18 protein-coding genes and 1 tRNA gene are annotated in these 23,632 nt (G+C 44.6%); 5 read left to right on the forward strand and 14 right to left on the reverse strand.

From position 1 onward, the window contains the following. Position 1: 1 nt before the first annotated feature. The 5 genes from accD to AB4513_RS14180 all read right to left on the reverse strand — a co-directional run bounded on the left by accD (position 2) and on the right by AB4513_RS14180 (position 9,288). Complete coding sequence (accD, locus tag AB4513_RS14160; RefSeq protein WP_009848681.1) at positions 2–928, reverse strand: acetyl-CoA carboxylase, carboxyltransferase subunit beta; 927 nt, start codon at positions 926–928, stop codon at positions 2–4. Positions 929–1,103: 175 nt separating this feature from the next. Then, positions 1,104–1,898, reverse strand: coding sequence for a tRNA pseudouridine(38-40) synthase TruA (gene truA, locus AB4513_RS14165; RefSeq protein WP_009848683.1), 795 nt, complete (start codon positions 1,896–1,898; stop codon positions 1,104–1,106). Positions 1,899–2,092: 194 nt separating this feature from the next. Further along, positions 2,093–6,919 (reverse strand): FimV/HubP family polar landmark protein, encoded by a 4,827-nt coding sequence (locus tag AB4513_RS14170; RefSeq protein WP_102257948.1) that lies wholly within the window; start codon positions 6,917–6,919, stop codon positions 2,093–2,095. A 209-nt stretch (positions 6,920–7,128) separates the two neighbouring features. Beyond that, positions 7,129–8,142: an aspartate-semialdehyde dehydrogenase gene (locus tag AB4513_RS14175; RefSeq protein ID WP_102249272.1), complete on the reverse strand. Its 1,014-nt coding sequence runs from the start codon at positions 8,140–8,142 to the stop codon at positions 7,129–7,131. Between the two features lie 12 nt (positions 8,143–8,154). Beyond that, positions 8,155–9,288: a 4-phosphoerythronate dehydrogenase gene (locus AB4513_RS14180; protein ID WP_102257949.1), complete on the reverse strand. Its 1,134-nt coding sequence runs from the start codon at positions 9,286–9,288 to the stop codon at positions 8,155–8,157. 86 nt (positions 9,289–9,374) lie between these two features. Here AB4513_RS14180 and AB4513_RS14185 point away from each other — a divergent pair, with 86 nt between their 5' ends. Next, the gene (locus AB4513_RS14185; RefSeq protein WP_009848734.1) at positions 9,375–9,677 is read left to right on the forward strand and encodes a hypothetical protein; all 303 of its coding nucleotides are present in this window, start codon (positions 9,375–9,377) and stop codon (positions 9,675–9,677) included. 140 nt (positions 9,678–9,817) lie between these two features. Here the strand turns inward: AB4513_RS14185 and fabB are convergent, their stop codons facing one another. After that, a complete protein-coding gene (gene fabB, locus AB4513_RS14190; protein ID WP_009848735.1) occupies positions 9,818–11,029 on the reverse strand; it encodes a beta-ketoacyl-ACP synthase I in 1,212 nt (403 codons plus the stop codon). A gap of 128 nt (positions 11,030–11,157) precedes the next feature. Here fabB and mnmC point away from each other — a divergent pair, with 128 nt between their 5' ends. Continuing rightward, positions 11,158–13,236, forward strand: coding sequence for a bifunctional tRNA (5-methylaminomethyl-2-thiouridine)(34)-methyltransferase MnmD/FAD-dependent 5-carboxymethylaminomethyl-2-thiouridine(34) oxidoreductase MnmC (gene mnmC, locus AB4513_RS14195; RefSeq protein WP_009848736.1), 2,079 nt, complete (start codon positions 11,158–11,160; stop codon positions 13,234–13,236). Positions 13,237–13,384: 148 nt separating this feature from the next. On the opposite strand, the gene AB4513_RS14200 is transcribed toward mnmC, so the two are convergent. From AB4513_RS14200 to AB4513_RS14210, 3 genes are all read right to left on the reverse strand, one after another. Further along, entirely contained in the window at positions 13,385–13,906 is a 522-nt protein-coding gene (locus AB4513_RS14200) for an NADPH-dependent FMN reductase (protein ID WP_009848737.1), read from the reverse strand. Between the two features lie 188 nt (positions 13,907–14,094). Continuing rightward, the gene (locus AB4513_RS14205; RefSeq protein ID WP_009848738.1) at positions 14,095–14,358 is read right to left on the reverse strand and encodes a YfcL family protein; all 264 of its coding nucleotides are present in this window, start codon (positions 14,356–14,358) and stop codon (positions 14,095–14,097) included. A gap of 9 nt (positions 14,359–14,367) precedes the next feature. Next, on the reverse strand, positions 14,368–14,898 hold the full coding sequence (locus tag AB4513_RS14210; protein ID WP_032555337.1) for an elongation factor P hydroxylase: 531 nt from the start codon (positions 14,896–14,898) through the stop codon (positions 14,368–14,370). A 299-nt stretch (positions 14,899–15,197) separates the two neighbouring features. Between AB4513_RS14210 and AB4513_RS14215 the strand changes: the two genes are divergently transcribed. Next, positions 15,198–15,821: a trimeric intracellular cation channel family protein gene (locus tag AB4513_RS14215; RefSeq protein ID WP_004734183.1), complete on the forward strand. Its 624-nt coding sequence runs from the start codon at positions 15,198–15,200 to the stop codon at positions 15,819–15,821. 113 nt (positions 15,822–15,934) lie between these two features. On the opposite strand, the gene aroC is transcribed toward AB4513_RS14215, so the two are convergent. Beyond that, positions 15,935–17,020, reverse strand: coding sequence for a chorismate synthase (gene aroC / locus AB4513_RS14220; RefSeq protein WP_004734182.1), 1,086 nt, complete (start codon positions 17,018–17,020; stop codon positions 15,935–15,937). Between the two features lie 297 nt (positions 17,021–17,317). Here aroC and AB4513_RS14225 point away from each other — a divergent pair, with 297 nt between their 5' ends. Beyond that, entirely contained in the window at positions 17,318–17,821 is a 504-nt protein-coding gene (locus AB4513_RS14225) for a GNAT family N-acetyltransferase (protein WP_009848740.1), read from the forward strand. Between the two features lie 113 nt (positions 17,822–17,934). On the opposite strand, the gene AB4513_RS14230 is transcribed toward AB4513_RS14225, so the two are convergent. Further along, positions 17,935–18,011: transfer RNA gene (locus tag AB4513_RS14230), tRNA-Arg, on the reverse strand. Positions 18,012–18,222: 211 nt separating this feature from the next. Here AB4513_RS14230 and folD point away from each other — a divergent pair. Further along, entirely contained in the window at positions 18,223–19,080 is an 858-nt protein-coding gene (gene folD, locus AB4513_RS14235; RefSeq protein WP_012603477.1) for a bifunctional methylenetetrahydrofolate dehydrogenase/methenyltetrahydrofolate cyclohydrolase FolD, read from the forward strand. Between the two features lie 171 nt (positions 19,081–19,251). Here folD and AB4513_RS14240 read toward each other — a convergent pair whose 3' ends face one another. From AB4513_RS14240 to AB4513_RS14250, 3 genes are all read right to left on the reverse strand, one after another. Further along, positions 19,252–21,066 (reverse strand): sodium:proton antiporter, encoded by a 1,815-nt coding sequence (locus AB4513_RS14240; protein ID WP_009848492.1) that lies wholly within the window; start codon positions 21,064–21,066, stop codon positions 19,252–19,254. Positions 21,067–21,251: 185 nt separating this feature from the next. Then, positions 21,252–22,451 (reverse strand): NupC/NupG family nucleoside CNT transporter, encoded by a 1,200-nt coding sequence (locus AB4513_RS14245; RefSeq protein WP_009848493.1) that lies wholly within the window; start codon positions 22,449–22,451, stop codon positions 21,252–21,254. 205 nt (positions 22,452–22,656) lie between these two features. After that, a complete protein-coding gene (locus tag AB4513_RS14250; protein ID WP_009848494.1) occupies positions 22,657–23,577 on the reverse strand; it encodes a LysR family transcriptional regulator in 921 nt (306 codons plus the stop codon). Positions 23,578–23,632: the final 55 nt, after the last annotated feature.

Raw genomic sequence — 23,632 nt, forward strand, 5'->3', positions numbered from 1 at the left:
TTTACCCTTTTTCTGGCGCTTCTGGTACTTCATAAGCAGCTTCATTCGGTGAATCGTTCACAGAAACTACTAATGGTGAAGGCTGATTGGTCATTTTAGCAACAAGGCTTGCAACGCGCTGACGCATCTCACGACGGTCAACGATCATGTCGATAGCACCGTGGTCTAGTAGGAACTCACTGCGTTGGAAACCTTCAGGAAGGTCTTCACGTACAGTTTGCTCGATTACACGACGTCCAGCAAAACCGATAAGCGCTTTTGGTTCACCGATATTGATATCGCCAAGCATTGCTAAACTTGCAGAAACGCCACCCATTGTTGGATCAGTCATTACTGAAACAAACGGTAGGCCTTTCGCAGATAGACGCTCTAGAGCAGCACTGGTTTTTGCCATTTGCATGAGAGACATCAATGCCTCTTGCATACGAGCACCACCACTTGCCGAGAAACAAACTAAACCACAGTTGTTCTCAATAGCTGCATCTACCGCTTTCACAAAACGAGCACCAACAACAGAACCCATTGAGCCGCCCATAAATGAGAACTCAAAAGCACACGCAACGATAGGTAAACCAAGCAGTTCGCCTTTCATTGCAACTAATGCGTCTGTTTCACCACTGTTCTTTTGAGCAACAGAGATACGTTCTTTGTAACGCTTAGAGTCTTTAAACTTCAGCTTGTCTTGTGGCTCAAGATCAGTACCTAGTTCAACACGCTCACCTTTGTCTAGGAATGTATCCAGACGGCGACGTGCTTTCATACGCATGTGATGGTCACATTTTGGACATACTTCTAGGTTACGCTCTAGTTCAGCATGGTAAAGAACCTGCTCACAAGAAGTACATTTAGTCCAAACACCCTCAGGGATTGACGCTTTACGAGATGTTACGATGTTGCTTTTTTCTAAAATCTTTTCAAGCCAACTCATGGAAGACCTTTTTGTTTCGATTCCTCCGCTTGATTGCGAAAGAAATAAATTTGGGAATTATGCCGGGAATTAAAGCACATAAAACAGCGACTGTAGATAAAAAACTGGTTGTACCTATTTTCCGTGACTATTTTACGCACGAAACCGTAATATTTTTTGAACCTAAGTCTCACATTTAGTTCAAATTATCCGGCAAAAATAGAGGGCCAATAGGCTCTCTTGGTAGTCCAAAATGTTCAGGATAATCAACATCTACTAAGTATAAGCCTTCCGCTTTCGCTGTCGCGCCTGCCACTTTTCGATCTTTAGCCTCTAAAAGCCACTGAATCCACTCTGGTTTTTGATCACCTTTACCTACCGCAATTAGGCTACCAGTAATATTCCTCACCATATGGTGAACAAACGCATTCGCTTTAATATCGATCACTATGTAATGCCCATGACGAGTCACGTTTAAGTGAATCATGTTTCTCCATGGGCTACGAGATTGACAATGTGTTGCCCTGAACGAAGTAAAGTCATTCTCACCAAGTAAGTACTGACCCGCTTCATGCATCTTTTTCTCATCAAGGTGACCATGGTAATGGCTCACACCTGAATTCAAAATGCCAGGACGTAGAGCATGGTTAAAGATAATGTAGCGATAACGGCGTGCTGTTGCAGAAAAACGAGCATGGAAATCCTCATTCACTTCTGTTGCCCAACGAACGGCAATATCTTTTGGCATGTTGGCATTTGCGCCCATTGTCCATGCAACCATTTTACGATCGACATTAGTTTCAAAGTGAACGACTTGTCCCGTACCGTGGACACCGGCATCTGTGCGACCAGCACACATAACTTCTACAGGGTGATTCGCGACAACTGAAAGAGCCTTTTCCAATTCTTCTTGGACACTTTTCACGTCTCGTTGGCGCTGCCAACCAAAGTAGTGGGTACCGTTATATTCAATACCTAAAGCAATTTTCATGTTCTTGTTCTCTTTGAAAATGGGCGAGAAGTATATACGGAAATGAGTGCTAGCCCAAATAGGATGGGGCTAAAACTTCAATAAACAATCACTACCGCCTAGACGGTGGTTTTAGCAAGCTAAATAAAATAGACGCTAACTGTATCGCCCTAAAATAAAGGGTAGCCAACGCTACCCTTTATAATTTTTTGAATTTATCGACCGTTTAACGTATCGATAAGATTCTTTGCCTCTCGACGAATATCATCACTGCCGTCAACGATAGCCTCTTCTAGAAGCTTAATTGCACCTTGTGAGTCACTCATCTCGATGTAGATTTTAGCCAAATCGAGCTTACCAGCGGCTTCTGCGTTGCTATCGACATCGTAATTACCAATGTCACCGATAACGTCTGGGAATTCATTTAGGCCAACATCTAGCTTCAACTCTTCGTCATCTGGATTAATCGCGTCTTCGCCTTCTTGCTCAACTTGAGCCATCAGCTCATCAATCGTCATGTATTGCTTATCACGACCTTTATCTGACTCGGTTAAGTTGTCTTGTTGAGCCCAATTCTCTTGTTTGATTTTTGGTTCAGCTTGTTGATCTGCCGACGCCCAAATCTCCTGTTGATCATCAGGCACATCATTATGCATGCTAGATTGCTGCTCAGGAGCTAGGTTGAAGCCTTTCCAGTCTTCGCCGCCAACTTCAAGCATGGCGTCAATATCGAGCCCTGCACTATCAATCGATGTAGCATCCAGTGGCTTGTCGAACATGCTGTCGACAGAGTCTTGAACATCTTCAGAAAGTAATTCAGCTAATGCTGTCTCATCAAAATCCTCAAAACCTTCTAACAGATCGTCTTGAACTGTTGTAGGCACTGAGCTTAACTCAGAAGGTACCGGGCTTAATTCTGACGGAGAATCGAGTGATTCATCAGGTTGTGTGAAACTAGTCAAATCAGACTCTTCTGCACCTGGGAAGCCTTCTGCGTCTGAGAAATCTTCTGTATCCGAGAAGTCATCACCATGACTAAAACTCTGCGGGTTTGAAAATAAATCATGCAGCGCATCTTGTTCTTCACCCTGTGGGCTGAAAGAAGTCAGTGGCGTTGGTTTCTCAGCAAACGCATCGGAGATAGCTTCGTCTTCACCGTATTCCGGCAAATCAAACTCATCGAGCTCTACGCCTTGCTCTTCCGCTACAGGCTCACCACTGCTTTGTTCGATGTCATCTAAGACTGAATCCGCTTTTGCGCTCTCTTCATCGTATTCAGGCAGGTCAAGGTCATCGAACTCAAACTTTTCGGACTCTGGAGCAAGATCTTGCTCTAACTGCGCTTCATCCGGTTCGCTAACCACTTCCGCCAACGCATCTTCTTCGCCAAACTCTGGAAGCTCTAAATCATCAAACGAGAACTCGTCTTCGCCTTCTTGCCCTAAAATTTCTGCTTGTTTCGTTTCTTCAACTTGAGGAGCCGTTTCAGCTTGAGGCTCAGGTGTTGATTCTGATTCTGGGTCTAATTGAGCATCAACAATAGGGACTTCTGACTCCGTTGTTACTTCAGCATCCGCTTCTGCCAAGGCATCTTCTTCACCAAACTCTGGAAGATCAAAATCATCAATCGAGAACTCATCTTCGCCTTCTTGATCTACCGCTTCAGCTTGTTCCGTTGCTTCTACTTGAAGTTCGGTTTCAACTTGTTGTGCAGCTTCAACTTGCGGTTCATGGTCTAACTGAGGTTCAACAGCAGGAACCACAGGCTCTTCCGCTACTTCATCAACTTGTGCCAATGTTTCTTGTTGAGCCGTATCATCTTCAATCAGCCAATCATCGTCTTCTGGCACACCGAATTCATTTGGAACGATCTCTGGCATATGTGCAGCACGAACTGGCTCTGGCTCTGGCTCTGGCTCTGGCTCTGGCTCTGGCTCTGGCAAGGATTCAACGACATCTTCAAACTGATCGCTACCTTGGATTTTCGGTTCAAAGTCAAAATCAGAGGCAACATTCGCAGGCGACTCTACATCGTCTATAGCTTCGGCTAACCAGTCTTCAACCGTCTCTTCATCATCTTCAGAGAGATCATTTAAAGACGATGGCGATACTTGCTCTTCATAACTAGCAGCGATGTCTTCACGCTGTTCTTGGGCGTCGGCTTCTTTCGGCTCTGGTTCTGCTTCTTGTTGTACAGTTTCTTCTTGAACTCGCTCTTCAAAAACTGGTTTGTCAAAATCAGAATTCTCAGAGAGCAGTGAGTCGATATCCAGTTCATCATCTTCAACCGATGATGCGGTTTCTTCAGCGGATACTATTTTTTCCGCTGACACTTCGTTGCTGTCTGAAAGAGACGCTTGCTCTGGTTCAACCGCATTTTCAATTAATGACTCAACAGGCTCTTCTGTCGCTGGCAATAAATCATTGTCATCAGAAGTCATTAACTCATCAATCAATGCTTCGTCTGTTGTTTCTAGCGAGTCATCAAGTAAAGCATCTGTTGCCGGTGCGACACCGAACAAATCATCGATAAAGTCATCACGATTAAAGGCTTCATTATTTTCTGGCTTAACGTCTGCACTGTCTTGAATCACTTCCGAATCTAACGATTCATCACTAATGACTTCAGCTTGTGGTGTTGCACTAATGTCCGATGCTTGCTCAGACTCAGCTTCAGGTGTTTCTGAGGTTAACGGAGTAAGTTCGACGTCTGAATCCTTTTCGGACTCATCGCTGGCGTTGTCAAAACCAAAGGCTTCGTCTAACTCTTTATCAAACGCCTTCTCTTCAGGTTCAAGTTCGTCTTCAATGCCACTTGTCAGTAGATCATCAAATGGGTCTAAAGAGTCTGAATCTTGTTCATCGGTTTCACCGACTGATAGATCATTACCTAGCAGTTCATCTAACGTCTCGTCACCTTCGACGGCAACTTGAGCATCATTGGCGTCTTCGTCTAGAAAATCATCTAGTAAGTCTGTGCTCTCGGCATCGAGTTCAAAGTCATCATCAGAATCATCAATCAACTCATCCAAGGTTTCAGTACTGTCTTCCGAAATATCTAGCTCATCATCGGTCGACAAGCCTGAGAGTTCTTCGAGTTCAGATAATGAGTCAAAACCTAGAGGATCACTCTCAGAATCATCATCCGATTCATCTTCCAACATATCATCTAGGAGATCTGTTGAATTACTGAGATCAACATCATCCCCTGTCAATTGCTCATCGAGCAGGTCGACACTGCCTTGAGTTTCTTCACTTTCGGTTGGCAGATCAAACTGAGAAAGGATGTTATCGATATCATCATCAGACGCCAAAGCGCTGTTTAGATTCTCAGCAACCTCGTCATCATTATCGAGATTCACAGGCTCATTGACTTGATCGTTCTGAGCCGCAACCTGAGCGAAGATGTCATCAATATCAAATTCATCGTTGCTCACGCCCGCAGGTGCAGTATCGCTCTGTTGTTCAGAGATAAGCGCATCAATGTCAAAATCATCGGTTGCTGATGTGTCGGTATTAGAAATCGAATCACTTTGCTCTTCTGAGATTAAAGCATCAATATCGAAGCTATCATCATCTTCATCATCAAGCGCAAATAGATCATCTAATAGAGATTGGTCTAGTTCGTTAGAGCCTAGATCTTCAGTCTCAGAATCCTGTGATAGTAGCGATTCAATATCTTCATTCGACATTGAGTTATCATCTGAAAGATCAAAATCGGCCTCATCAGAACCGAGTTCGCTTTCTGATGTTTTATCGAGTGCACGCTCCATCTCTTCAAGACCAAGCGCCTTGTCATCGCCATTGACACTAATGCCGTTGCTGCTGTCTAACTCCAGATCATCGAAGTTAGTGTCTAAGTCACCATTTTCGCCAATACTCGCAAATGGGTCATCATCGTCATCATCGAGATTAAAATCGAGATCAGAATCATCTAAACCTGCAAATACATCTTCTTCAGGCGATGCTTGGTCATCAAATAACTTATCAGCATCATCTTCATTGCCAAATTGTTCATCGTCTAAAGACAATTCATTATCAAAGTCGTCCATCTCGTCGCCTAAAGCGATAGGCGCGACGCTACTTGCATCTGATTGAATTGGTTGGTCTTGTGTCGGCTGCTGCTCATCATTTTTAGAACTGCGCCCCAACAAAATCACTATGATAAGACCAAGTAGAAGGCCTGGAATAACCGCAAGAGCAGTAACTAACCAGCCATTTGATAACAATTGATCCATGGCACTTGGAGCCATTTTTGCAATCTCAGCGTTCTTTCTACGCTCTTCATCAAGCAGCTTTTCCACTTCGCTACGAATGCGGTCTTCATCACTAAGTTCTGTTTTTAGCTCATCCACTTCCAATTGAACATTCGACAACATCAGACGAAGTTGATGGTTTTTCTCTTCAAGTGACAATAGCTCAGTTTCTGAAAGCTCTAGCTGTTTCTCTAACTTATTCACCTCTCGGGTTGGAGCCGATTGAGCTTGAGATGATTGAGTTGGAGACAATGGCTTTTTAGCGGCTTCAGTAGTGCTTACTTGCTTAGCAAGAGCAACATTTTTTGCATCAGAACTCGACGCTTTTGGTTTTGAAGCGACAGGCTTACTTGCAGGAGCATCGAGCTTAGCAAGGTGCGTATTCATGATGTTAACGGCTTGCTGTGTAGAACTTGCACGTGCTTGCTCTAAAGAAGGCACTCGTAAATTACTGGCAGGCAGCAAGCTGTGGATATTCTGGTTTTCAAACGCTTGTGGATTTAGACGATAAATAGCCAACAAGGTTTGCTGAACTGAAACGGAATTATCAGGGCGTAACTTTGAGGCAATTGACCACAATGTTTCCGACCCCAAAGTTGGGCCGTAAAAACGAGAAGGCCCAGCACGATTCAATTGTGCTCTTTGAAGAGGTTCGGAAAACGTAGGCGCTGATTGTATCTGGCCATTAGGCCCTACAACTCGAATGGAATCTGCACGAACAACGGAAATCTGAGTCGCCATGAGAATGGCAAAAGGCATTAACCACGGCTTGAAAAATTGAAACATAAAAGGCTCAGCTAGGTGCTTAAATTCGAATAAATTGATGAACTGTTAAATATATCGGATAAACGACGTAAAGCTATAGAGATGAAAACAAAAAATGTGTTGCAGCGACAATATTCGCAGCAATTTCACACAATTTGACTAACAATATTTTCAATCGATTAAAAAAGCCCCACTAAAAGAGTGAGGCTTGTTTATCAAAGCAGTGAAGCTTAGAAGTAATCGCGAATCAGAACTTCAGCGATTTGAACTGCGTTTGTTGCTGCGCCTTTACGAACGTTATCAGCGACAACCCACATGTTCACACCGCTGTGATGGCTGATGTCGTTACGAATACGACCAACCATTACGTGGTCTTTACCACCAGCATCACGAACCTGAGTTGGGAAATCTAGAGCTTGGAAAACTTCTACGCCTTCCGTGTTCTCTAGAAGCTGAACCACTTGCTCTGCACCGATTGGCGCGCGAGTTTCAATGTGTAGAGACTCTGCGTGACCGTAGAATACTGGTACGCGAACACAAGTCGGGTTAACCGTGATTGATGAATCAGCAAAGATCTTTTGAGTTTCCCAAACCATCTTCATTTCTTCACGTGTGTAGCCGTTCTCTGTAAATTCATCAATTTGAGGAATACAGTTGAACGCGATCTGCTGTGAGAACGCTGACTTGTCAGCTGGCATACCGTTAAGAAGCTTAGCCGTTTGACCTGCTAGCTCATCGATACCCGGCTTACCTGCACCAGACACAGATTGGTAAGTTGAAACGTTAATACGCTCAAGACCCACTTCATCGTGAATCGGTTTAAGTGCTACTACCATCTGAATAGTAGAACAGTTCGGGTTCGCAATGATGTTGCGGTTACGGAACTCAGCAATCGCTTCAGGGTTCACTTCAGGCACAACTAGAGGAACATCGTATTCGTAACGGAAACGTGAGGTGTTATCGATAACAACCACACCTTCGTCAGCGGCGATTGGAGCCCAACGTTCTGAAAGCTCGCTACCTGCAGAGAAAAACGCAATATGTACTTGAGACCAATCGAAGTCTTCTACGTTTTGTACTTGTATTGTTTTGCCGTTAAAACGGGAAGTTTTGCCTTCACTACGTTCACTTGCTAGTAAGTGCATTTCACCGACAGGGAATTTACGCTCTTTAAGTACTTCAAGAATGGTTTCACCAACCGCACCAGTCGCACCTAAAATAGCAATATTAAATTCTTGGCTCATTGTTTCTCTCTTTTATAAAGTTGGCTTTACCATAAAACCGAGTTTAGATAACGGCGTTAAATTACAAGATTCGTCGCCCGTTAACTCGACTGCACTGTACTCTCTGCGGTCCCAATATTCTTTACGCATCTTGTCAAAAGAACCCGGCGTAGAGATATTGCGACGGAATAAGGCGTCGTCTTTGCGCACATCATAGATCAACTGAGTCAAATTGTGCAGTGTTGCTTCATCCCAAGCTCTATCTAATTTCATTTGAGGCACTGGCGCTGTCGGCAGAAGGTCGCTTGCATAAGCACGCTGTTCAGTACCTAAAAACTCACAATAACTGTTGAAGATCATGGTGGTACCACGCGCTTTACCCTCTAAACCGTAGCCCGCTACGTGAGGTGTTGCAAAAGCGAGCAACGGAAGAAGTTCAAAGTCGACTTCAGGTTCAAACTCAAATACATCAAGAACGGCAGTGAAACCATCGGCTTTTTGCAAGCGAGCTTTTAACGCTTGGTTATCAACAACTGGGCCACGAGCCGCATTAATCAGAATTTGATCAGCACGTAAATTGTTCAGTACTTGCTCATTGATCAAATGATGCGTTGGGAACTCACCTGTCTTAGTGATTGGCGTATGCAGAGTGATGACGTCTGACTGCTCAAGCAGAGTATCTAGCTCAGTAAATTCGCGAGTATCACCCTCTTGCTGTTTTAGAGGATCGTTCAGCAGAACTTTAATACCAATACCTTCAAGGCACTTTGCTAAATAGCTACCCACTTGGCCACAGCCGATAATACCGACCGTTTTTTCGAATACAGAGAAACCTTGCTGCTGAGCCAACACCATCATCGCGCTGAACGCGTACTCAGCCACACCCACCTTGTTACAGCCTGGGGCTGCAGTAAAGAAAATGCCACGTTCTTTCATCAATTCTTGGTCGACATGATCCATACCTGCCGTCGCTGTGCCGACAAACTTCAGCTTGTTGGCTTTGCTGATCAATGACTCGTTCACCTTGGTGACAGAGCGAATCATCAAAGCGTCTACGTCAACTAGGTCGTCAGCCGTTAATGTGCGACCAGACTTCATTGTCACTTCCCCTAGCTGGCTAAAAAGCGCTTCAGCATAAGGCATATTTTCGTCGATTAAGATTTTCATTTGGCGAGTACTTTTGTTGGGGTCTATCGACCTAAATGTGAATTGAAATGATTGTGCAAAATTCCACACACGGTGTCGAGTAGCAATTGGAATACATTATAAATAAAGGGCTGAATCGCCTAGTCTGCACAAACAAGAACAGAAATAAGAACCAAGACCTAAAATCAAAAAGCAAAAGTCAGAAGACTAAAACGAAAAATGCCCGATTGAATAAACAATCGGGCAAACATCCAGAACAAAAGGATCCTATCTCGCTCTCCAGGAGACAGAGTCTTGCGTCTGTTCAACCAGTACTAACCAAAGCCAGTACTGATCAAGCTCTGGAAACCTTTCAACTTCTAAATCTTGATTTAAAAAGCTATTTTCTAAAGCGAAGCTTACAAAGCTAGGGTTAAAAAACACGCTTAAAACCATATTTATAAAAGCTATGTTCTGATGGTCATGATTACTGGGTGACCTGTGCGTGTTGAATCAGCACTCACGTCACCCATTAACGATTAACCTTTTATTAATTTAACCTTAGCTTCAATTAGCCTTGGTATTTTTTGATTACTAGCGTTGCGTTCGTACCGCCGAAACCAAAGCTGTTAGACATAACCGTTGTTAGCTCTTGTTCACGAGCTTCGGTTACGATGTCTAGGCCTTCGCCCGCTTCGTCTAGGTTTGCAACGTTAATGCTTGGTGCGATGAAGCCGTTATCAAGCATTAGCGTTGAGTAAATTGCTTCGTGTACACCAGCCGCACCTAGAGCGTGACCTGTCATCGCTTTAGTTGCTGAGATTGCAGGGCTGTTGCCGCCAAAGACTTCTTGGATTGCGCCAAGTTCTTTAACGTCACCTACAGGAGTTGAAGTACCGTGAGTGTTCACGTAGTCAACGCCATCAACGTTTTGCATTGCCATCTTCATACAACGAACCGCGCCTTCACCAGAAGGAGCAACCATGTCGTAGCCATCTGAAGTTGCGCCGTAACCCACGATCTCACCGTAAATTTTTGCGCCACGAGCAACAGCGTGCTCAAGTTCTTCGATAACTAGCATACCGCCGCCACCAGAGATAACGAAACCGTCACGGTCAGCATCATAAGTACGAGAAGCCAATTCTGGAGTGTCGTTGTACTTAGTAGAAAGTGCGCCCATTGCGTCGAACATCATAGTCAGAGACCAATCTAGTTCTTCACCGCCACCAGCGAATACTACGTCTTGCTTACCAAGTTGGATAAGCTCCATTGCGTGACCGATACAGTGTGCAGATGTTGCACATGCAGAACTCATAGAGTAGTTCACACCGCGGATTTTGAAAGGTGTTGCTAGACAAGCAGAAACCGTAGAAGCCATTGTACGTGGAACCATGTATGGGCCAACGCGCTTCACGCCTTTTTCACGGATGATGTCTACTGCGTTTACTTGGTTTAGAGATGAAGCACCACCTGAACCCGCTACGATACCCGTGCGGTCATTAGATACTTGATCTTCAGTTAAACCAGAGTCAGCAATTGCTTGCTCCATTGAAAGATAAGCGAATGCCGCTGCATCACCCATAAAGCGCATTTTTTTGCGATCGATATGGTCAGCAGGGTTCATTTTTAGGTTACCCCAAACTTGAGAGCGCAAGCCATTTTCCTTGAACTGCTCTGAAGCGGTAATACCTGATTTACCCTCTTTCAGTGATGCTAAAACTTCTTCGACGTTGTTACCGATACTTGAAACAATACCCATACCGGTGATTACGACTCGTTTCATGTGACATTCCTATAATTCTAAATTCAGCTAGATGATAACTAAGAAGCCTAACAAAAGTGGTCAGCTTTCCTAGAAATTCGTACAATCCCTACCAACATATCGCTTCAAATCACAAAATGATAGATTTTATGACTTCAATTACTAATGCAGAGCTGGAATGGAATGAGTCTGGCACGCCAGTTTCAGACCAATTTGACGACGTTTACTTCTCTAATGTTAACGGTTTAGAAGAAACTCGCTACGTCTTTTTAAAACAAAACCACCTTCCAGAGCGTTGGGTTGAACATCAACAACGCCGTTTTGTGATTGCTGAAACCGGTTTTGGTACAGGTTTAAACTTTCTCGCAGTCTGGCAATGGTTCGATGCTTTTCTTAAAGATAACCCACAAGCTACGACCAAAGAGTTACATTTCATCAGTTTTGAAAAATATCCTTTAAATAAAGATGATCTAATCAAAGCGCACCAATCGTGGCCAGAATTAGCGGAGTATGCGACACAACTCCAAGAACACTACCCGATTGCCCTGCCCGAATGTCACCGCATTGTGTTAGGCGATGGTGCTATCACGCTTGATTTGTGGTTTGGTGATATTAAGGATTGTATGCCAAACGTGCCGACCCCTCGCAAAGGTTTAGTCGATGCGTGGTTCTTAGATGGCTTTGCTCCAAGCAAAAACCCTGAAATGTGGAATCAAAACCTATTCAACGGCATGGCCAAACTGGCAAAGCAAGATTGCAGCTGCGCCACCTTCACCGCAGCAGGCTTCGTTCGCCGTGGGCTGATTGAAGCCGGCTTTGAAATGAAAAAGGTTAAAGGCTTTGGTACTAAGCGAGAAATGATTGCAGGCCGACTTGGCGAAAAGCGCGCTCACACCAACATCAAACCTTGGTATGGCCTAGCTCAACACAGTAATTCACAAGATATAGCCATTATCGGTGGTGGTGTCGCCAGTGCTGCATTAGCCAAAACGCTAAGCCGACGTGGTAAAAACATCACCCTTTATTGTGAACACCCACAAGCTGCGGGCAATGCCTCAGGTAACAACCAAGGCGCCATTTATCCGCTACTCAGCGAAGCGACATCTAATGTTTCAAGAATATTTGGTCCGGGCTTATTGTTTGCCCGCCAATTTATTAATCAAGCAGCACAATCAGTAAACTTCGATCACAATTGGTGTGGCGTGAACATTTTGATGTGGGATGAAGGCTCCACTAAAAAGCTCAATCGCATGTTAGAAGGCAATTTCCACACAGATCTGATTCAGCGTTTAACGCCAGAGCAAGCCAACGAAAAGATTGGCTTACCAGTCGATAAAGAGAGTGTCTACTTTCCACTGGGAGGTTGGTTAAGCCCTCTCCAACTGACTCAAGGTTTGATTGGCAGGTTAGAAGAGACCAACCAAGTGAGCGCGCACTATCAACATCAAGTGACTCAACTTGAGTGGCTCGAAGTTGAACAACAATGGCAACTCACCATTGAGACACCACAAGGTGAGATTCAAACCAAGCACGACCAAGTAGTTGTCGCGAACGGACACAAGTTCACTCAGTTTGAGCAGACTCAGCCTGTACCTCTAACTCCAGTTAAAGGCCAAGTGAGCCATATTCCGACCACGGAAAGTCTCAGCCAGCTAAAAACCGTGTTGTGCTTTGATGGCTATCTTACGCCGCAGAATCCAAACAATGCTCATCACTGTATTGGTGCCAACTATGACAAAACCAATATAGACCAAGAATTTGATATTGAGGTTCAGCAGCACAATGGCGATCGCCTACATGGGTCGCTGCCAGACCAAAAGTGGACAAAAGATGTCGACACCAGTGGCAACCTAGCGCGCCAAGGCATCCGCAGCGTAAGCCGTGACCACCTTCCGTTTGTCGGAAACGTTGGCGATTTTGAATCAATCAAAGAACAGTACCAAGACCTGCACAACTTCAACCCGCAACGTCACTCTGTTGATGATGTTCAAACGGTAGCAAGCTTCCCTAACCTATACTGCTTTATCGGGCTAGGCTCACGTGGCTTGAGCTCTGCGCCATTATTAGCTGAAGTGTTAGCATCGCAAATTTGTGGCGAACCGCTTCCCTTACCTGTCGATGTGCTTGAAGCGATTCACCCAAGCAGAATGTGGGTGCGCAGACTGCGTAAAGGTAAGGCATTAACGGCTGGATGGGTTGCAGACAAGCACTCTAAATCAAATTCATAGTTTCTAGTTCAGCTATTCTGAAGTTTCTGAAGTTTCTGAATATCAGAAATATCTAAGGCTAAAAGCTAGAAAGCCCGAGCGACATTATGTCACTCGGGCTTTTTGTTGTTCGTGTTGATCTAAACTGATGTTCTAAATTGAACGATGTTTACAGCTTAGCAACCGCATCTTTGATCTGCTGAGCAATCTCTTCGTTGCTGATAGCGCCAGACTCAAAATCAAAGTTATCGTAGAAGCTAGGCACTGAAAGCGATGCTTTAACGTTACCACCAAAGTACGGAGCCGAACCAGTTGCTGCGCCAAGTACTGTTTGTGCGCCACCAGGGCCTGGTGATGTCGCTAAGTAAACCGCAGGTTTCTCGCCAAATACTGAACGCTCAATGCGTGTCGCCCAGTCAAATAGGTTTTTGTACGCCGCTGGGTAGTGGCCGTTGTGCTCAGCGAAAGAGATAACAAATGCGTCAGCTTCTGCTAGGTCACGTAAGAATGCTTGAGCACCTTCCGCTTGGCCAATCTCTTTTTCAGTGTCTTCACTGAACATAGGAACGTTGTAATCGTTGATGTTTAGAACTTTGACTTCAGCACCTTCAATCAAGTTAGCTGCGTAAGTTGCTAGAGTTTTGTTGATAGAGGTAGAGCTGGTGCTTGCGCCAAATGCGATAACTTTCATGATGTGACCTTTTCTGTGATTCCGTTAAGTGGGATTAGAATAACGTAGTCAGAAAATGGAACCATCACAAGGATTGAACGGACTCATTCAAAAAATTCGAATGAGTCTCAAATTATTGGTTCGCTCAAAAATGAGGAGGGAGAATTGTGAGCGAATAGCGCTAGACGAATAATGCTAAACGACTAAAATTAAGCTTGGTTTTGCAGCTCAACCCAAAGGTCATTAACGATCGTACGATCGGCTGGCGTCAATTCAGAACGTGCGTCTTCTAGGCTCTTCTCAATACGCAACTTAACTTCTGCTACGTCTTCAATGCCGTCTTCTTCACATGAAGCTACTGAAAGAGAAATATGACCACGTAAGTAACCACCAGCAAACAGTTCATCATCTGATGCGTTTTCAATGCGAGCATCAATTAATTCAAGTAGTTTTTCTTCAAATTCGATAATCATAATATTCTCTTATTTCACAATAAATTGGCTAGTACATAAAGGTTCTACATCGTAGAAGCTGCGTAATGCTTCAGAGAGCATTTTCACGCGAGGCGGCAGACCAGCTTCAAAGATACCCATGACTTCGCTGTGTACTTTATTCATAAAGGCCAAACGATCTGGCTCAAAATCGCCGTGTAGATTGTCACAGCTAACATTAAAAGGAAAGCCTGCGCTGGTCGCAATGATCCATTCATACGCTTGTGGGCGAATTTCCACTTTTTCAAACTCAGCTTGAACCGACTCAGTTCGGCCATCAGGCTCATACCAGTAACCAAAATCTTCCAATAAGCGACGCTCAGGACCAGCCACACACCAGTGCGCTATCTCGTGAAGTGCTGAAGCATAAAAGCCACGAGCAAAAACGATACGGTGATGAGGAATCTCCTCATCGGCTGGCAGGTATATAGGCTCGTCCGCTCCCAGTTCTAGCTTAGTATTGAAGCTCTCGAAAAAGGTTTGATTGAAAATGTCGATGATGTCTGGGTATTCGTGTGTCATAAGATCAAATTTAAGTAAAAAGAACTGGGGCATTTTGCGTTTTTTTAAGCGCTCGGTAAAGCCCTATCACTGGCAATGACATTAGGTTGATCATAATACTTTACGATGACAATCGATTGCTGCTCCCAGATTACACCACTTTGAGGTGAATGATTAGTTTAGCTAATCTGAAATGCCTATTCACGGTACAAATATTCATTCGTCAATCAGTGTTTTTACTACTACACTCGCGCTTCATTTTTATATCCCTATGGCCTATAAGACTCCAATTTATAGACCTAAATTATAGAGTTACAGCAATGCTACTAAGTGTTTTGTATATCATTGGCATCACGGCAGAAGCCATGACCGGTGCTCTCAGTGCTGGCAAACAAAAAATGGATTGGTTTGGTGTAATGCTGGTTGCGAGTGCAACGGCAATTGGCGGAGGTACAGTAAGAGATATTTTACTCGGCCATTACCCTTTAGGCTGGGTTGAAAACCCCCAGTACCTGGCGATCACTTGTATTGCTGGTGTTATCACAACGGGATTAGCCAAATGGGTAATCAAGCTAAAAGGCTTGTTCATTCGTTTGGATGCGCTGGGGCTTATCGTATTTAGTATCATTGGTACTAAAGTAGCGATGACCATGGGTCTGCACCCAATGATTTGTATGGTGTCTGCATTAGTGACTGGCGTGTTTGGTGGCCTACTGCGCGATCTTATCTGTCGTCAAACGCCACTAGTCTTGCATGAAGAGTTGTATGCATCTGTCGCCCTTGTCGCTTCAGGCTTGTACTTAGGTCTTCTTGAACTAGGCATAAACGATGTGACCGCGACGATCGTGACATTGGTTGTAGGCTATTTACTGCGCATGGCAGCAGTGAGATTCAAATGGCGCTTGCCTTCGTTCCAGCTTGATCCGGAAAGCTCTGTGCATTAGATAATATATTCTCAATGACGCAGAATATAAAAAGGGTTGCTTCATTACGAAGCAACCCTTTTTGGTTTCTCTCAAATCAGTTTCAAATCTGTTCTGAATAAAACGAAGCAGAACTAGATTTTTGGCGTTTCTGTTGTCACACCAAAGTTTTGACCACGGTGACGCAGTAAGTGGTCAAGCAACACGATAGCCAGCATCGCTTCAGCAATAGGCACTGCACGGATACCAACACATGGATCGTGACGGCCTTTAGTGATTAACTGCGTTGCTTCACCGTCTTTAGTGATCGTGTCACCAGGAACGGTAATGCTTGATGTTGGTTTAAGCGCAATGCTTGCCACAATATCTTGGCCAGTAGAAATACCACCTAAGATACCGCCAGCATGGTTGCTGCTGAAACCTTCCGGAGTTAATGGATCACGGTGTTCACTACCGCGTTGATTAACGACATCGAAGCCATCACCAATCTCAACACCTTTCACCGCATTGATGCTCATTAGAGCGTGCGCGATGTCTGCATCTAGACGATCAAAGATTGGCTCACCAAGGCCTACAGGCACTTTAGTCGCAACTACTTGAATCTTCGCACCGATCGAGTTGCCTTCTTTTAGCAAATCACGAATCAGTTGATCAAATTCAGGTACTTTGTCGGCATCAGGACAGAAGAAAGCGTTGTTTTCGATCTCGTTCCAATCCACTTTATCAATTGAGATATCACCCATTTGAGAAAGATAAGCTTGGATTTCAACACCAAATTCTTGCTTAAGGTATTTCTTCGCAATCGCACCTGCCGCAACACGCATTGCAGTTTCACGAGCAGAAGAGCGACCGCCACCTCGGTAATCACGCACACCGTATTTTTGATGGTAGGTATAATCAGCATGGCCAGGGCGGAACTTGTCTTTAATTTCGGAATAGTCTTTAGAGCGTTGGTCTGTATTTTCAATCAATAGACCAATAGAAGTACCCGTAGTCTGGCCTTCAAATACACCGGATAAAATCTTTACTTCATCCGCTTCACGGCGAGCCGTTGTATAACGAGAAGTACCTGGGCGACGACGATCCAAATCTCTTTGAAGGTCTGCTTCGGTAATTTCTAATCCTGGTGGGCACCCATCTACGATACATCCTAGTGCGATACCGTGACTTTCTCCGAACGTAGTCACGCGGAAATGTTGTCCGATACTGTTTCCTGCCATTACTTCCTCTAAATCAGCCATTGAGCAGAAGGTTTGATTCCTAAACCTACGGGCTAACAGCTTTACTTGTCTATTCTTCGTGAATTCATATTGGCTTTATTACCAAATGATGTAAACCCCAAAAAACCAACAATTTTAACTTTCTATTACATGAGCCGAATGAAATGAATAACGAGGGGAAATGAGTGGTGCTTTAAAGTGGTGATTTTGAATAGTTTCATGGCCAGTTAACAAAGGTTAATGAACTCGGTTTGAATACTCTCTATGTTGTAGCCCAAAATAATAAGGAGAAAAGTGATGATCGAGTGGAGAGTTAAAAAATTTTCGGAGCTGTCTGTTCAAGAGCTCTATGATTTCTTACAGCAAAGAGTCGATATTTTTATCGTCGATATGAACACACCCTATAGTGATCTAGACGGCAAAGATAGCCATCCAGAAACCTATCACGTCATGGGTTATGAGAACGGGCAACTAGTAGCTTACAGTCGAATTATGGCTCAGAAGCTTGGATACCCAGTAGATGTTCTCCCTCTGCTTGATTCTGATGCGGATGATGTTTGTATCGGGCGAGTGATCGTAGCAAAGGGTTATCGCGGTAAACAGATTGGTAACCAGCTGATGCAAGTAAGCTTTGATACGACCCGCGAGGTGTATCCTGACTGTTCAATTTTTATTTCGGCACAAGCACACCTCAAAAACTACTATGGTAAATTCGGCTTCAACGTTGTCACCGACGGTTATTTGGAAGATGGGTGCAGTATGTTAGGTCTTAGATATACCCCACAGCTAGTGGCCGTTTAGCAAAAGACAAAAGACAGAGGCATCGAAATACAAAACATGGTTTTGATAGATTAAGTCGTTCTGAAATGCAAAAAACCCGACAACTCAGAGAGTTATCGGGTTTCTTTAAATAGTGGTACGCCCTGAAGGATTCGAACCTTCGACCACCTCCTTAGAAGGGAGGTGCTCTATCCAGCTGAGCTAAGGGCGCGCTACAGGGAAGGATTATACGAATTCGAATCAGTAAAGCAACGGCTTTATGTAACATTCGGATCCAAGTGAGTAAAAAAAGTGCAATAGGATTATAAGTGTTGGAAAATAGAACAAAGCAAACGTTTGCTTGATGGTAATCAAAAAGATTTTCTGGAATAATGCGCCAAAAACATCAGCCACTAACTTGAATATCAATACTAAGGAAATTCATGACTGCTCAAAATATTGATGGAAAGCTAATTTCTCAAACGGTTCGCTCTGAAGTTGCGGCTCGTGTAAAAGCTCGCACTCAAGCTGGATTACGCGCTCCGGGCCTAGCGGTTGTTTTAGTGGGTGAAGACCCTGCTTCTCAGGTTTACGTAGGAAGTAAACGTAAAGCATGTGAAGAAGTTGGCTTCGTATCTAAATCTTACGACTTGCCAGCCACTGCGACAGAAGACGAATTATTAACACTGGTAGACCAACTGAACGAAGACCCGGAGATTGACGGTATTCTTGTTCAACTTCCTCTACCAGCTGGTATTGATAGCACTCAAGTTCTTGAGCGCATCACGCCGGAAAAAGACGTTGATGGCTTCCACCCATACAACGTAGGTCGTTTGGCTCAGCGTATGCCTAAGCTTCGCTCTTGTACGCCTAAAGGCATCATTACGCTGCTTGACCGTTATAACATCGACTTACGTGGCAAACACGCGGTTGTGGTTGGCGCATCAAACATCGTAGGTCGCCCAATGACGTTAGAGCTTCTTCTAGCCGGTTGTACGACGACAACATGTCACCGCTTCACCAAAGACCTTGAGGGTCATGTACGTCAAGCAGATGTTGTTGTGGTAGCCGTTGGTAAGCCTAACTTCATTCCTGGTGCTTGGATTAAGAAAGGGGCTGTTGTGGTCGATGTAGGCATCAACCGTTTGGAATCTGGCAAACTCGTTGGCGACGTTGAATACGATGTCGCGAAAGAGAGCGCAAGCTTCATCACACCAGTTCCGGGTGGTGTTGGTCCAATGACTGTAGCAAGCCTAATTGAGAACACAATGATTGCTTGTGAGCAGTTTCACTCGAAATAGTCCGCAATGACAGCTTCGATAGTAATACCGTTGGCATGAATTGCCTCGCCCTAGAGTAAAACAAGCTAGAGCAAAATTAGAAAGCCGCAGCGTGAAAACGTTGCGGCTTTTTTGATACTTAGCTATTCGTTTTTGAATCAGGGCAACTCGCTTTTGATGCAGTGCTCGTTGCTACTTATCTGATATCTCGACTTTTTCCGTCTGTTCAGAAGGCGGCGATAAACTAATGATCGCACACTCCGTTGATACCAGTTTTTCCAAATCAGAACCTTGTGTCACTAAACGGAAATCACCGCCAGTAATCACACCGAGTGGAATCGCTTTAGGATACAGGGCGTTAAACTCATTAAGGTCAAACGCTTCGGTCAAACCTGTACTCTTTACTTGGCAGCCTTGAGCCATCAAGGAGTTAAGCTTGGAATAGGTAATTCCTTCCGAAAACAGACTTCTGTTGCCATCTCGACTCACTGAATGCCTTTCGTGTTTAGTTTCTGTCGATTCAAGCTCAAACACCTTGTTTTCACCAAACTCATCTTGATAATGCATACTGACTAATGGGTTGGTTTGACGATAAGGCGAGACGATCATGGCGCGCCCTATCCCATCCAATTCCAGATTATTTTCCGCGTGATTTGAGGCTGGGTTACCAAAATAAACATTCAGATTATCCATACGCGCTAAGCGAATGCTCTCCCAGTTGGTATCGGCAAGTACACTGTTGATGTTGTGTGTCGCCAGCACTTTGGCAAACTGGCGTGAAAAATGAGTCGCACCAAAGAAGATAACCCCTTGTGCCTTCTCTTGAGTCACACCCAACCTTCTCGCCCACCAACTCGCGGTTAGGCTCTGAATCACAACCGTGCCTATGATGACCAAGAACACCATGGGAACCAGTAAATCAGCCCCTTCAATCAATTGCTTCTCTTGAAGTTTGATAGCAAACAGAGAAGAAACTGCGGCAGCAACGATCCCGCGAGGCGCCATCCAGCTCAAAAACCATTTATCTGCTGAGGTAAGATCCGTGCCGATCCCGCTGATCCACACACTCAGAGGACGAGCCACCAGCATGACGACCGCTAATAAGCCAATTCCGCCCCAACCTATCGAGAGGAAAGTCCCAGAATCGAGTCGACTCGCCAGTAAGATAAACAAGGCGGAAATGAGTAACACGGTTAGGGTCTCTTTGAACTCTATAATATCTTCAAGATCCAACCCTTTCACGTTGGCGAGCCAGATACCCATGATGGTCACGGTTAATAGGCCAGACTCTTCACTCAGATCATTAGAAAAAGAGAACGCCGCCAACATCAACGTTAGAACAGCCACGTTACGCAAATAGTGCGGAACCCAATGCCCTTTCAGCATCTTGGCAATCAAATAGCCGCCGATGATCCCTAAGCCTAAACCGATGGCTAGAGTCAGCCCCAAGGCCGACAGTACATGGCTGGTAGGATCGGCTGAAGAGACAATGTATTCGTAAACAAGAACAGCAAACAGGGCGCCAATCGGATCAATCACTATCCCCTCCCAGCGCAAGATACTCCCTAACGAAGATTTGGGCTGAATGCTGCGCAGCATGGGAACAATAACGGTTGGACCCGTCACCACCACTAAGGCAGCAAACAGCGCGGCTAATGGCCAACTGAAGTCCACAAAGTAATAAGCACCAACGACAATGCACGCCCATGTAATCAACATGCCGATACTCACTAGGTGCGTCACCATGCGACCATGACCTCTTATTTCCTTGAAATTCAGGGTCAATGCACCTTCAAACAAAATGATGGCGACACCTAATGAAATCAGCGGAAATAGCACGTCACCAAAAATGGCATCGGGATTAAGGATGTTAAGACCGGGACCTAAAAGTAGGCCGACAATAAGAAGAGGAAGAATAGCTGGAAGACGTAAGCGCCAGCCTAACAATTGACACGTTAAAGACAGCAGTCCAATTAACGCCAAAGAAGAAGTAATCGACAAATCCATTTGTGCCCCTAAAAAATTTGCACCACACCTTGTGATACAAACCTATTTGCTGAAACAAGAAAGCCTATGTCATTAAACTATAGGCTCTCTTTTTCATGCTAACCGAATATTAGTGTGATTAATCAGTCACTTTACTATAGGGGAAATAAAGTGACTGACTCATCCACTCTGTACTTATCATCTAGCTACAGAGAAAGCACCACGCCAGCGATCGCAGCGCTCATTAAGTTGGCAAGCACACCCGCACAAATCGCTTTGAAGCCATATTGTGAGATGAAAGAGCGACGCTCTGGAACTAAGCTACCCAAACCACCAATCAGAATCGCCATGGTAGAGATGTTAGCAAAACCACATAGTGCAAAAGTAACGATCGCTTTTGAGTGCTCACTCAGTGCATCTTTTACGTCCATTAACTGGATGAAAGCTACAAATTCGTTCACAACAATCTTATTACCGATCAGCGAACCTGCAACCACAGCTTCAGACCACGGTACACCGATCAGCCATGCAACGGGTGCGAACACATAACCTAGGATAAGTTCGAAGCTTAGGTTTACGCCAAACCAGCCACCAACAATACCTAACAAGCCATTCAGCATCGCAATCACACTGATAAAGGCTAGAAGTGTCGCACCCACCGCAACGGCAATACGAAGTCCAGACATAGCCCCATCTGCCATTGCCTCAACTACGTTTGTTGCTCGTGGAATCTCTACACCAGACTCAATATTTTCTTGAACATCCTCTGGGCTGCCTGGTACTAAGATTTTAGCCATCAATAGACCGGCTGGTGCCGACATAAATGCCGCAGCGATCAGATAGTTTAGGTCAACACCCAGCGATGCATAACCCACTAGCGTGCCGCCAGCAACAGAAGCCAAACCACATACCATCACAGCAAACAGTTGTGAGTCCGTCATATGTTTTAGGTAAGGCTTAACCACCAATGGCGCTTCGATCATGCCAACAAAAATGTTTGCCGTTGCAGATAGTGACTCCGCACGACCTGTGCCTAGAAACTTCTGCAAAGCACCGCCGATTATGTTGATCACCTTTGGCATAAAGCCGATGTGATACAAACCTGAAATCAATGCAGAGAAAAAGATAATGATGCCGAGAACGTTAATAGCGAAAACAAATCCGTTATTCGTTAGGCCACCGAATAGGAAGTTAATCCCCTCTTGACCGTAGTTGATCAAGCTAGACACCGCACCAGTAGCTGCATTCAGCGCTTCTTTACCCATTGGCACATAAAGAACCAATAGCGCGAATGAGATTTGCAGTAAGAAAGCCAAAGAGACAGTTCTTAGCGGGATATTTTTTCTGTCCGTAGATAGTAACCAAGCGGCTACTAAAATAGTGATAATTCCAAGTAGGGAAGCCATATGCGTCAACCTAAAAGTTGTAGGTAGGAAAGGCGACGCATTGTATAGAGGAAATCGTTTGCGGCAAGGTGCGGTTGTTAATGTGATGTTGGGATTATCAGCAACTTGCCCAAGGTTAGATTAAAGCATTGAATTTTAATGGATTAACTTGTTCAAAAAGCATACTTTTTCCATATGGAAATTATATTTATGAATTAGGAAACAATTAACGATGCAGCTCAACGCAAGTTTTGAGGTTTTTGTCCCAATACGTCGGCGAACCAACATGCTGTTTGATGAACTCAATCACTGCTGAAAGCTTCTTTGGCATGTTCTTTCGACTCGGATAGACGGCATAGAATGGCATCAACTGACTGGCTCTCCATTCTGGTAATACTTGGATTAACTTGCCTGTTCTAAACTCCTCTTTGACTAAATAAGTCGCCAAATAAGCAACACCCCACCCAGATACAGCTGCGTCTCGTACCGCTTCAGCTAAATCCACCGAGTAATCGCCCGCCACTTTGACACTGAGGTTTTCTTGCCCGTTATCAAACGCCCATGACGTGTAGTCTCGTTCACGGCTGCGATAGATAAGACAATTATGGTCAATCAGATCAGATGGCACATGAGGAGTGCCAGCTTTAATCAGATAATCCGGTGATGCGGCTACCACAAATTGGCTGTCGGCTAAACGCTGCGCTATATAACCTTCTGGCAGGTCTTCATTATTGGTGATCCAAAGATCCAAGCGCTCCTCAATCATATCCACTTTGTAATCGAACAAATGCACTTCAATTCTCAGCTGCGGATAGAGCTGTCTGAGCTGATCAATCGCTGGAATGATATGCAGTGTGCCAAATGACTGAGACAAGCCTATGCGGAATATTCCAGAAATGTCGTCACGCTGGCTATCCATATCCATTTGAGCCGCTTTCACCGTATTGAACAGCTGCTCACAATGCTGATAGAACACTTCCCCTGCTTCAGTTAGTGTCAGGCTGCGTGTGGTTCTTTGCACCAGCTTGATACCTATCGAATCCTCGAGCAAAGCAACTTGCTTACTGATGTGAGACACCGACACATTCAAACTTTTTGCTGCACTGGTAAAGCCTTCATGCTTGATTAACGCATGGAATATCACCATCTGTGCGGCTCTATCTGTTAGCACAAGGCCACCTTTAAAAATCTCTGAAATATAA

The sequence above is a fragment of the Vibrio sp. 10N.222.54.E6 genome, assembly GCF_041473955.1.
GTDB classification, from domain to species: Bacteria; Pseudomonadota; Gammaproteobacteria; order Enterobacterales; family Vibrionaceae; genus Vibrio; species Vibrio tasmaniensis_A.